Source organism: Bartonella sp. WD16.2 (genome assembly GCF_002022505.1).
Classification (GTDB): Bacteria; Pseudomonadota; Alphaproteobacteria; order Rhizobiales; family Rhizobiaceae; genus Bartonella.
This window is the reverse complement of sequence record NZ_CP019781.1, coordinates 1,277,738-1,289,080: the sequence shown is the minus strand read 5'-3', so window position 1 is coordinate 1,289,080 and position 11,343 is coordinate 1,277,738. Positions and strand designations below refer to the sequence as shown.

Annotated in this window: 12 protein-coding genes; 2 read left to right on the top strand and 10 right to left on the bottom strand. The window is 41.2% G+C overall.

Going from position 1 to position 11,343, the window contains the following annotated elements; genetic code table 11:
• Positions 1-5: 5 nt before the first annotated feature.
• The 5 genes from BWD162_RS05595 to BWD162_RS05575 are packed head-to-tail and all read right to left on the bottom strand — an operon-like array spanning position 6 to position 4,332.
• Positions 6-2,036, bottom strand: a complete 2,031-nt coding sequence (locus tag BWD162_RS05595) for a phage tail tape measure protein (protein WP_078705774.1) — start codon at positions 2,034-2,036, stop codon at positions 6-8.
• On the bottom strand, positions 2,033-2,146 hold the full coding sequence (locus tag BWD162_RS05590) for a GpE family phage tail protein (protein WP_078705773.1): 114 nt from the start codon (positions 2,144-2,146) through the stop codon (positions 2,033-2,035). Before BWD162_RS05590 ends, BWD162_RS05595 begins: the two co-directional genes overlap by 4 nt.
• A gap of 23 nt (positions 2,147-2,169) precedes the next feature.
• On the bottom strand, positions 2,170-2,433 hold the full coding sequence (locus tag BWD162_RS05585) for a phage tail assembly protein (RefSeq protein WP_078705772.1): 264 nt from the start codon (positions 2,431-2,433) through the stop codon (positions 2,170-2,172).
• A gap of 1 nt (position 2,434) precedes the next feature.
• Positions 2,435-2,941, bottom strand: a complete 507-nt coding sequence (locus tag BWD162_RS05580) for a phage major tail tube protein (RefSeq protein WP_078705771.1) — start codon at positions 2,939-2,941, stop codon at positions 2,435-2,437.
• On the bottom strand, positions 2,941-4,332 hold the full coding sequence (locus BWD162_RS05575; protein ID WP_078705770.1) for a phage tail sheath C-terminal domain-containing protein: 1,392 nt from the start codon (positions 4,330-4,332) through the stop codon (positions 2,941-2,943). The genes BWD162_RS05580 and BWD162_RS05575 overlap by 1 nt, the downstream gene beginning before the upstream one ends.
• 135 nt (positions 4,333-4,467) lie before the next feature.
• Between BWD162_RS05575 and BWD162_RS05570 the strand changes: the two genes are divergently transcribed.
• On the top strand, positions 4,468-4,776 hold the full coding sequence (locus BWD162_RS05570; RefSeq protein WP_194284855.1) for a type II toxin-antitoxin system HigB family toxin: 309 nt from the start codon (positions 4,468-4,470) through the stop codon (positions 4,774-4,776).
• 2 nt (positions 4,777-4,778) lie between these two features.
• On the top strand, positions 4,779-5,135 hold the full coding sequence (locus tag BWD162_RS05565; RefSeq protein ID WP_078705769.1) for a helix-turn-helix domain-containing protein: 357 nt from the start codon (positions 4,779-4,781) through the stop codon (positions 5,133-5,135).
• A gap of 23 nt (positions 5,136-5,158) precedes the next feature.
• On the opposite strand, the gene BWD162_RS05560 is transcribed toward BWD162_RS05565, so the two are convergent.
• From BWD162_RS05560 to BWD162_RS05545, 5 genes are read right to left on the bottom strand one after another with little or no spacing between them, the layout of a single operon-like run.
• Positions 5,159-5,380 carry a hypothetical protein gene (locus BWD162_RS05560; RefSeq protein ID WP_078705768.1) on the bottom strand — a complete coding sequence of 74 codons (222 nt, stop codon included), beginning with the start codon at positions 5,378-5,380 and terminating at the stop codon, positions 5,159-5,161.
• Positions 5,381-5,414: 34 nt separating this feature from the next.
• Positions 5,415-6,722, bottom strand: coding sequence for a Bgr_08870 family protein (locus BWD162_RS05555; RefSeq protein WP_078705767.1), 1,308 nt, complete (start codon positions 6,720-6,722; stop codon positions 5,415-5,417).
• 48 nt (positions 6,723-6,770) lie between these two features.
• Entirely contained in the window at positions 6,771-7,049 is a 279-nt protein-coding gene (locus tag BWD162_RS08175) for a hypothetical protein (protein WP_335617775.1), read from the bottom strand.
• Positions 7,049-8,170 carry a Bgr_08870 family protein gene (locus tag BWD162_RS05550; RefSeq protein ID WP_335617774.1) on the bottom strand — a complete coding sequence of 374 codons (1,122 nt, stop codon included), beginning with the start codon at positions 8,168-8,170 and terminating at the stop codon, positions 7,049-7,051. Before BWD162_RS05550 ends, BWD162_RS08175 begins: the two co-directional genes overlap by 1 nt.
• 13 nt (positions 8,171-8,183) lie before the next feature.
• On the bottom strand, positions 8,184-11,342 hold the full coding sequence (locus tag BWD162_RS05545; protein WP_078705766.1) for a DUF4815 domain-containing protein: 3,159 nt from the start codon (positions 11,340-11,342) through the stop codon (positions 8,184-8,186).
• Position 11,343 lies beyond the last annotated feature (1 nt).

The window sequence follows — 11,343 nt, the reverse complement described above, 5'->3', positions numbered from 1 at the left end:
GACGCTTAATCCGATAAACTTGAGTTAATTGCTAAACGTTGCTGTCTAGCTTGATCTGCAAGAGCTTTTTTAATAGCAGCACTAATATCTTGCGGTGAACCGCTGCCCCCACTGATGTTTAAACCGCTAATCGTAATAGATGCATCAACATTAGTCGTCTTATTTTCCTTATGTGCCATAATCGGTTCAAGCGTTTTAAATGCTTCCACAGAAAGTTGCCTACCTTCACCATTAACATATCTCTCATCTGTGTAATAACGTTGCTCAGGAGGGATGTTAGGAACAACAGTTGAATGAACAATCTTTTGTGCGTATGTTTTTGTCTCTTGTGTGAGATTCTTTAAACTCTCGGTAGTATTTTTGCTAACTGTAACGTTAAATCCTAGCTTGTCTTTAACAAAATCAGGCATCCAACCCATTAATTTTTGCACTGCACCAGAAAGCCATTGTGTCATAGTATCCCATACGCTTTTGATACCATCCCACAGACCTGTAATCAGGCTGGCACCTGCCTCAAACAAACTGAGATTAGAAAACCATTCAATAAATTGATTAATTGTCTCCCCAAGAGAGCTCCATAACCGCCCGCAGGAGGCCATGACCTCATCCCAATTTTCGTAAAGCCAAACAGCTGTTGCAACAAGCTTCTTAATGCCATTAATTACATAACCGATAAGCGTATACTTCATAATGAAGTCACCCAGCTTAACAAAAGCATCGCAAATCTTATTGAGTGCTATAGTAAGCACTTTCTTGACTTTATCCCAATAGACATAAAGTGCGACCCCTGCTGCAATAAGCCCTATAATAGCTGCTGCTATCCACCCAACAGGTGTGGTCATAATGGCTGTACCAAATGTAAAAAAGGCTGTAGTAAGTGTGTAAATCGCTGTTATAAGTGGCCCCATAATAAGGGTAACAATAGTTGTACCAAATGTAACAAACGCTGCACCAACCACAGCAAGTGCTGAAACCAGTGGCCCCACAATGAAGGCCACAAGGGCTGCAAGACCTATTTTAAAAAGAGTTATTTCACCAGTGAGTGGTTCTAACCATTTAAACCAGCCTTTAATACTTTCTGTAACATTTGTGATATTTTGTCTTAATTCAGAAGTAGGATCACATAAATCCTGTATAGCTTTTCTTAAAATCCTCGCCCAATTTGCGACAGTTATTTGAATAAGATCACGGTTTTCATCAATCAGTTTTGAAAAGGCATCAATCATATCATTGATCACCGGCATGAACCGTGCCCCAATAAAAGTGGCAACACCACCCAGTTTTTTCTTAAAAGCCCCGAGCTTATCACTTAAATCTGCAGCATAGTGAGCAACATCAGCCCCCATAAGCCATCCGCTCTTTTTTGCTTTTGCAAATAACTCCTTGATAGGTTCCATGCCTTGTGAGAGCATGGCAGCCATTTCTTTACCATCACCACCAAAAAGCAAGGCAGCAATATGTTGTCTTTGTGCTTGGTTGTCTATCTTACTCATCTTATCGGTAATTTCTTCTAACAAGTCTGAGTTTGATTTAAGCTTTCCAGAGGCATCTTTTACAGAAATGCCAAGTGCTTGAAACCCCATAATTCCCCTTTTTTGTCCAGCTAAAGCTTGTGCTGAGCGCCTGTTTAAAACAGCCAGGGATTGTTGGAATTTCTCAGCAGAATAACCTGAATTATCCGCTGCATCACCCCATAACTGAAGATCTTTAACGCTCATACCTAAATGACGCGATGCGTGGTGAAGACTATCCCCCATATGCATGGTTTTCATAGTCACTGCAGTTAAGCTTGCAGCAAGACCACCACCAGCAAGGCCCAATGCTCCTGATAACATAGAAACACGGTTAGTTACTCTACCAAGAGCATTGCTGACCCCTTTTAAGCTTGCTGTCATTTTGCGTGTTGCAGCCATAAGGCGAGGAAATCTTAATTTATTTGATAAGTCCGTTAAACGTTTTTGAATACGTTTAATGGGTGCGGTTATCTTGTCTTCAAGGGTCAATCGCACCTTAGCATCTGCAACTGTTTTACTCATTTTTTCTTATACCTTTCTGCAGCTTTATGGCGCCAAAACCAGAGCTCTTGAGGTTCCATTTCCATCATCTCTGGAAGGGACCAATGAAAAACGATAGCAAGATCGGCCATGAGTTCAGCGGCAGTTTCCCAAGTTAGGTATCCCGCCGCCCTGTAAAATCCTCCACAATTTCCGAAATATTTGCTAGGTCACGAGCGTCCAGTTCATCAACAACATCATAAGACCACCCAGAAAGACGCGCGATCATAGCAGCTGCCTGATCAATGCCCTGTTTCTTTTTATCAATGGCTTTTATGTCTTTTGTTTTGATGGGACGGAAGGTAATTTCGGTATAATTTTCTTCTTCAAATGTAAAAGGAAAAAGCAATTTATAAGTATTATTTTGTTTTGTAGTCATTTTATAATCCTAAATTTTCTCTATGTTCTTTTAACTGATCAACACCATCGAATTTTCTCACCATGTTGGGAATATCAATCTCAACGATTTCATCTCCACCTTGAACATATTTGAAATAATTCAATGTATAATTGATCGTTGTGGTAGACTTAGCACCAGGCTGCCATTGGCCAGGTTCATAGCCTTTGCAAAATCCACGCATGGAGATTACAATTCTTTCTGGTGATGCGCCTTGTGCTTGAGCTGAGCCACGCAGAGAAATATCAATATTGGGTTTACCCAAAAGCCTTAAAAGTTCTTTAGAACAATCTGCAACAGTCATAGAAAGTGTGAGCTCTTCCATTCCCATCTCAATAGGAATGGGAGCATCCATGCCACCTGCACGAAAACTTTCAACAACGAAGTTTAAGTTTGGTAAAGTAACACTGTCACATTTTTCTTGATAGGGAATCCCATCAACGTAAATGTTAAAATACTTCAAAGCTCTTGGTAATGGGGGTGCAATCATTAAAGGATCTCCTCTATATAGTCATTGACAATACGCGAACTAAACGTGATACGTTCTGCTGGCGTAGTTGGTTGGAATTCGACATTGAAATAGACTTGTCCACTTTCAATGGCGCTTGGTGTATTAAGCTCTAGATCGGGATAACAACGCCCTCCAATAATGGCGCCTTGTGCTTTCAAGTCACGTAAATAAGCATTGACGCTTTCACTCACATCGCTCAGATAAGTTTTTGTGATGTTTCGATCGACTGCCCACATATGCCCACGTAAAATGGCATCGTTAATCATATCTGCAGTTCTCACCACGGATATAAAAGCAAACTTTGGATCTGATGAAAGTGTACGATTACCCCATAAGCGATAACCATTCTCACGAATGATTGTTGTGATATGTTTTTCATTAAGCAGATTAGCACGACTAGAACTGTCACCAATGGCAAAATCAATGGGGCGTGCTGTACCACTAATGCCATTGATTATTTTATTTGAAGGGGAGTGCCAAAAACCGTGAGTAAAATCTGTTTTAGCAATAATACCAGCAACTACTGAACTTGCTGGTTCTTGTGAAATCTTTCCATTACGCAAAACACTTACAAATGGGTCAGCTATGATGGCACGTTTGGAATTAAAATCTCCTCTCGTTGAGATTGCTTCTTCATCCGTTGTGTTGGGTCCATCAATCACCACAATAGCGCGTAAACGCTCAGCAATGCCAATTAGCTCTGCTGCTACGGGATTAGACATTTTTTTGATTGTCGCTTCGGCTGTGGCACCTTCTCCATCACCTTCAATGGTAACACGAGGGGCTTCTTCATAACCACTGCCAGCATAATCAACTCTAATGGATTTTACTTGTTCGCCCCAAACACTGGCTTTTGCCTTGGCATTGCCTTCTATTGTAACAGTAGCCTTAGTGTAACCACTGCCTCCGTTTGTGACACTTATAGCAGACACACCAGCATCGCGTTTGTGAGTAAAACCAGGAGCAATCAGAATGCGTGGCGTTTGCCCAACGATGGATTGTGCTCCTATTAAAGCATGGACACCTTCGTAAGAACCATTGGCATTGACACCACCTAAAACATTCGTCAATGTTTTGTTTTCATCTCTGCTTTCTTCTACGCGCACCACAACAACAATGGCACCTGCTTGTTTGAAAATCAGATCAACAGCATTGGGCAGTGTACCTTGACCTGTGTTGTATTTATCGAGTTTAGCTGCTTTGGAACGAGATCCCGATATTAAAACCGGTGTATTAAGAGGAAAGATATCCTCATCTGCATTAGGTGCTGTACCTACAATGCCTATAACTGCTGATTGAATTGGCGCAATAGGGCGTGTGCCATCGTCATTCTCGATGACTTCAACACCGTGTAAAAATCCTGATGCCATTCTTGGTGCTCCTTTAATGATTGGCTGATAAAAAATAAAGGCCAAATAAATCTATTTGGCCTTGGGGAAATTACTAAAAGATCTTGACTTAGTCCCAAAATGGTACTATTCTCAATAAAAAGTCAGGATATCCTTATGAAGATTATTAAAGTTTCCACACTTCAAACTTTTTGGGTGCAACATCCTGATGCTGAGCAACCTTTAAAAGCGTGGGTAGATGAAGCAAAAAATGCGCAGTGGCGTTCTCCTCATGATATTAAAGAGAAATATAAAAGCGCGAGTATACTAAAAAATAATCGCGTTGTTTTTAATATTAAAGGCAATAACTATCGCTTAATTGTATCAATCTTTTATCCAGCAGGTTGGCTTTATATAAAGTTCATAGGAACACATAAACAATACGATACTATTGATGCCAATACTGTAGAATTAAAGGAGTTTTAGCAATGAATATTAAACCCATTCGCACTGAAGAAGATTATCAAAAAGCATTAGAAATTGTATCTGCAATGTTTGACAATCAACCTGAAATGAATACTCCAGAATTTGATAAAATGGAGATCCTTGTTTTGTTAATTGAGGCTTATGAAGCGGAACATTTTCCTGTTTCTCCTCCTCATCCAATTGAAGCAATTAAATTTAGAATGGAACAAATGAACTTGAGTGCTAAAGATTTAGTCCCTGCAATTGGCCGTTTAAATCGTGTTTATGAAATATTAAATGGCAAAAGAAAATTAACTCTGCGTATGATTAAAAATTTGCACCAACAATTTAATATTCCTCTTGAAAGTCTTATAGCCTAGGTGAATTTATTCTTTCATACGATTTACTTCACAGACTCTACAGATGACTCCGGTTGTGTTGTTTCAGTGAGAGATAAGTCGTTTTTTTCTTCCTCAACAAGAGGATAGAAGTGTCCATCTTTATAAGTCCAACCAATTTGTGCTTCATTTGAAGCAATGGCTTCCCCTTCAAACGGATAAACATAATCCTCTGATGCAACAATAATGTTAGTTACCACACCATTTTCAACAACTGCATATTGCATAAAAACTCCTTTGTAAAAATCTTTAGAACGTTAATTAATTTTTCCATAGTCTTATAAGGACAGCACCATGGGCTCCATTACCACCAAAACCATTACCTCCCCTAGCACCAGCGCCACCACCACCATAACCTACTCCTCCAGCTCCTGATAAATATATACCTGTGCCCTGTGCTCCAGTAGCTCCTTTTATGGCATTGCCCGCATCACCACCAAAGCCACTTCTTTGTTTATATTCTCCATGCCCTCCGCTATAACCATTACAACCCTTAATAAGACCGGGGCGTTCATCAGTTACCAAACCAAAGTTTCCTCCTAGACTTCCATATCCACCACTTCCTCCACTCTTTGGATCGGGGTAAAAACCGCGGCCACCACCTGCCATTGTAATAAAATTATTGCCTATAATTGTGTATCCTCCAGAACCACCACCAATGATGATATTGTCATGTCCATTTAGACTTGACTTATAGCCATACCACACCATGCAACCGCTGCCACCTCCACCTCCACCTGGAGAATCATTATTATTTGCACCCCCACCACCGCCGCCGCCCCATGCTTGGATCTCAACTTTGGTTTTATCGGTGACCCAATCTGGCCACTGAATCTTCCCGCTTTGTGTAATAAGTAATTCAGCATCAGCAAGCTTAGAGCAATCTGTGCTTTCATCAGTCAAAGATTGTTTCAGTTTTTCGATTTCTTTTGACATAGCTTCATCCAATTGCGTTTTTGTGTAAACAGGTTCATCATCAATCTTGAGAGGTCCTTTAAGCAAGCTTCCAGTTATGCTTAAATTTGTCACCACTTTATCATTTTGTTTCAATGTTAAAGACGAGGTTTCAGTTAATTCAATAGTTTCCTCAATACTAACTTTTCCTTTGAAAACATTCGTATCTTCCCATTCGTTTTTACCTGACAAACGCCCATAACCTTGTGGATTTAAATTGATGCTTTCTATATACTTTCCAATATCTATAATATCTTCAGCCTTATGCTGGTGCGGATAGAAGAGTGATGTCGGATCACCAAAAGCAAAGCGATCCTCACCTGATTTATATAAAACATGATTTTCAGCTGCATCGTTGGCACCCTTAACATCAGTTAAATCAACCAGAGCAAAAGTCTTATCTGCAGCCATCTTACCACTTAGTGTATCTTCAAGTTCTGACACATGGTCTATGGTATGAGAGTGCTGTGAAGGTGCTTTGCCATCCGCTTTTTCGTCAAGATCAGACACCGCCTGATCAATAATTATCAGATCTTCACGTGTAATAGGAAATTCAGCACTAATAAAACGGCCTTCTTTGGGTAATTCCATTGCTAACTTCTTTGTTTTTGCCATGATAGTACTCCTGTCGCATTAAAGTACTGAAAGTCTCATAACTTAGATTCACTTATCTTTTTCATATGGTTTTTTCCATATTCTTATAAGGACAGCACCATTAGCTCCAGGACCGCTGGGATAACCAGTCCAATGAGCACCCGCACCGCCACCACCAAATCCACGACCAGGTTTACCTGAAAAATAGCGCCCAGAACCCGTCCCTTCACAGCCACCCCTTGATGTATCCCCTCCGGCATTGCCACCATGACCACTTCTTAATTCAGCCATGCCTTGCGTTCCAGGACTACCATTGCCACCTTTGGCAAGACCTGGACGACTGTCCATTAATTCGGTAACGGTTTTTCCAGCTCCTCCAGGACCACCTTGTCCCGAAGCAGAGTCAGAAGCCCCTTTACCACCGCCACCACCTGCAGCTTCAATAAATTTTTTCCGACAGTTGTTGTCCCTCCAACCTTGCCTGGCCCATTTTTATCTTTTGTAAAAGCTCCCCCTTTACCAATGACGAAATCTTCATGTCCATTCAAATGTTTTTTAGGGCCATACCATACTGAGCAGCCACCGCCACCGCCACCGCCACCGAAATATTTTATGTTACCTCCCCCACCGCCACCGCCACCGCCGCCGCCCCATGCTTGGATTTCAACCACGGCTTCATCGGTTATCCAATCTGGCCACTCAATCCTCCCACTTTGCGTGTAGACTAATTCTGCATCAGCAAGCTCTGGCCAATGAACGAACTTATTGATGATAACAGAGCAACTCGAGCTCTCATCAGTCAAAGACTGTTTTAATTTTTCTATTTCTTCCGATATAGCTTTATCGGCTTGCAGTTTGGTGTAAACGGGTTTGCCATCAACCTTAAGAGGCCCTTTAAGCAAGGTTCCAGTTGTGCTTAAATTTGTCACCACTTTATCACTTTGTTTCAAAGTTAAAGAAGAGGTTTCAGCTAATTCAATGTCTTTTTCAATACTGACTTTACCTTTAAAAACGTTCGTATCTTTCCACTCATTTTCACCCGACAAACACCCATAATCTTTCAAATCTACATTAACGGTTGCTACATACTCTTCAAGACCTGTAATATCTTTAACGTCATGCTGGTGTTCTCCTACGAGTGATTGAGCAGTGCCAAAGGCAAAGTGATCCTCACCTGTTTTATATAAAACGTGGGTTTCAGCTGCATCATTGGCACCTTCGATATCAGTCAAATCGACCAAGGCAAAGGTCTTATCTATCTCCATTTTACCATTCAATGTATCTTCAAGCCCACTGACTTCATTTATCTCATGAGTGTGCTGTAAAGGAGCTTTCTCATCCACCTTTTCATCAAGATCAGAAACGGCTTGATCAATGATGGTTAGGTTTTTACGTAAAAGAGGAAATTCAGCACTGATAAAGCGACCTTCTTGAGGTAATTCCATTCCTAACTTCTCTGTTTTCGCCATGATAGTACTCCTGTCACATAATTCCCGCACCAAAGTCACTTGCCATGGAACGTGCTGCAGGACCGCCAGTCAATGTCAGTTTCAAACGTGCTTGCTCAGCTGTTTTGTCTTCACTGACAAATTTGCGTTCTGTCCAAAGTGGCTGTGCGAGTTGTTCTGTGTCTTCTAATTTTAAGGAAGCAAAATCCCCATCATCCAGCTGGATCTCCATTTTAAAGGTCGAACCGCCTGGTAAAAAAGTTTTAATATAACTGGTTAGCCTCGACTTTTCTCCAAAGGAAAAAGCACGTGTGACATAGGTTGCTTCTTTTCTAATCTTGCCCGCAATCAATTCAATGGGAGCAAACAATACTGGTGAAAGCTTCTCTGTCCCTTTTAAAATGGCTCGTAACTGGACTTTTTCACTGATATATTCCGTTAAACTGAGCAATTGGAACGGTAAGAGTTGATAAATTGTACCGTTGTTGCGTTCAATTTCAAAGATGACAGAACATTCACTGGAGGGCAATTCAATCGCTGCACGCACCTGCAAATCAGAACACTCTTTAAGATCAAACTCACCTAAATCGACAGTTTTTTCTGTTTGTGTATAACGAGCAGCAAGTACACGAAATGCTAAGGCCTCATCTTGATGAGCTGTCCATGTTTGCGCATTCACAGAAGAAAAACGAGGCCCTGTGATATAAGGATGACTGGAGACATATCTTTGGTTTTCTTCATCAAAATCTCCAAGTTTTGCTAATGAAACAGAATGATCACCATCATCCGTTTTAATGACAAAGGCTGTTAAACGATCATTAAGCACGGTCAATGGAACACTATAGCGTGCTGCAGCCCATCCTGTTTCAGCCTCTTTCATTGAATAGAGAGCTTGTGCTTGAATGTCCGCTGTAGGATAGCCGTTGTCTGTTGTAACGAGATCTACCATCAAATCATGCGCACGATTGCCAATCTTGCAAATATGGAAATCAATACCTGTTATTTGCCGCGTTTCATCAGGCGTAAAGACTTGAGCTTGCGGATCAGATTTCTTCCATACACGCACTGTTGTTACACGCCGCATAACCTGCACATCAATTGTACCTTGCCCCGTAAACAAACCTGTAGCCGTTGTTTTTCCTTTACCAACAGCAATGACGTTTTTTGTTCCTGCTGTGATGTCTTTAGGAATTTTAAACTTCCCTTCAATAATGCCTTGAGGATTAGCCGTAAGTGTTTCTTTTGGTAAAACACTAACGCCATCAAATGTCAGACTTTCTAAAACCTCTCCTTTACCAAAGCCTTCAATTTTAAAATTGAGATCAATTTGTCTTAAGAAATCAATTTGCTCTTGATGTGTACTGACCAGTTCATCCTTCGTTTCTGTTTGACGCCCACCCCCAGGACGGCTGCCCATAGACAGTTCATTTGTCACGCCTGAAAGCCAATCTGTACGTTGAACACGCCAGAAATCCGTTGCAGGGGTGAGGGCAAGTGTGCCTGGCAATGGATCAAAGTTCTGATAAGGATTGATTTTCTCGCAAGCAGTCATCAACTCTTGCGCAATGATGACTTCATTCTCCCAATCGAGGGTGACAGGCTCATTTAAGGGAGCGTAGTAAAATGTAGGCTCAATAGCAAGGCGTAATAAGCCATGACCTATTGCACCTGTTTGTTCTATTCCTTCATCACGAAGACTGTCATCAAGAAAAGGATCGGCAATCATCCCTTTTTTGGAGACAGGTTCTTTTGAATCAACATTGCTCTTAATCTTTTCAAGCTGTAATAACCGATCAAGATCGAGAACACGGTTAAAATAGCGCCACATTTCAGCATAAGGGGCAACACGTGTGCCATTATTATCGACACGTGGATAATCAAGCCAATTATTTGTGATCGTTGCAAGCGATAAGATATCATCAGGAACACTAGGTGCTATAGGATTGTCTGCTGAAATCCCTTGAATATAAACCACATTCCCTTGAGCATTTAAGCCTATGCGGTCAATACGAGGCAGTTTGTAGGTGTAACTGACAATAATATCTCCACCTTCAGCACCATCCGTGACAGTAATTTCCCGCGCTGTAATTTTATCAGCATTCACCTTTGCACGATAGTGATAGGTGACCTCATAAGTGCTACCTGGTTTAGGTTCATCGCCAGATAGAGACCAGTCAATCGTATCACCCGTCTTTTTAAAGTCTACGCCTTCTTTAAATTCCTTATCCCCTTGAACGACCTTTATAAAACTCACAACACTTTTATCGGGAACCCCATCACGTCCTGAGGCTACGCCACCGCGGGTGACATTAGTGGTCTTTTCTTTTGTGAGTAAAATAGAGTGAACAGTTGCGATGGGAAAATAATAAGTTTCAAACGTAAAGCTTGTCTTCTCGGATTTAGTTGCCTTGGCTTTCTTGGATGTAAAGAGATGTGTTTCACTTGGCACTATGCCTTCACAATAGTCTTCTGGCTCTTCATGCCTTAAAGCAGCAAGGCGTTTATGTTTAAAGCCATTAATATTGGCTTCACCTTCTTCTATACTAAATATTTGTTTGCCATCATTTTGTCCTAAGGCTGTCACCCGACAACCATTGACAATATAATGCCCATGAGCACGGTCATAAGTTGCAATAGCTTGCAAAGCAGGTTCTAACAATGAAGGGGGCTTTTGATCAATCAAAGTGCCATCTTGTAAGACATAGACAGGGAAGAAAACACCTTCTTGCTTGTCATTTTCCAAAGCCCATACAAGTTTTGCTGTTTCTCTTGCCGCTCCTGGCTCACCTTCTGCCAATGTGCCTGGAATTTGGCCTAATAACTGTGGATCATCTTCATGGGTTATCCACTTTTTTTGAAGCTTTACACCGATCTCTACACGTCCAAGCATGGGGACATTGTTTAAAACGGTTTCTGATACAGGGAAGATATCCCCTGCAATAAAGATTTTTCCTTCTGTCAAAGTAACTTTTTGAGTGCTTTGATCAACGAAAGCATCGGCACGCTCAATACGGTCACCTTCTTTGGCCACAAGTCTTCCTAAACGATCATGACGACCACGAATAATGGTTTGAACTTCATTGAGTTCTGCACTTTGAATAAAGGAACGCTCTCCATAGAATACAACACTTTGTTGCTCGTCTTTGCCTACAGATCGGTCAATTGCAAACGGTAAACCGCTTTCATGCTCCATA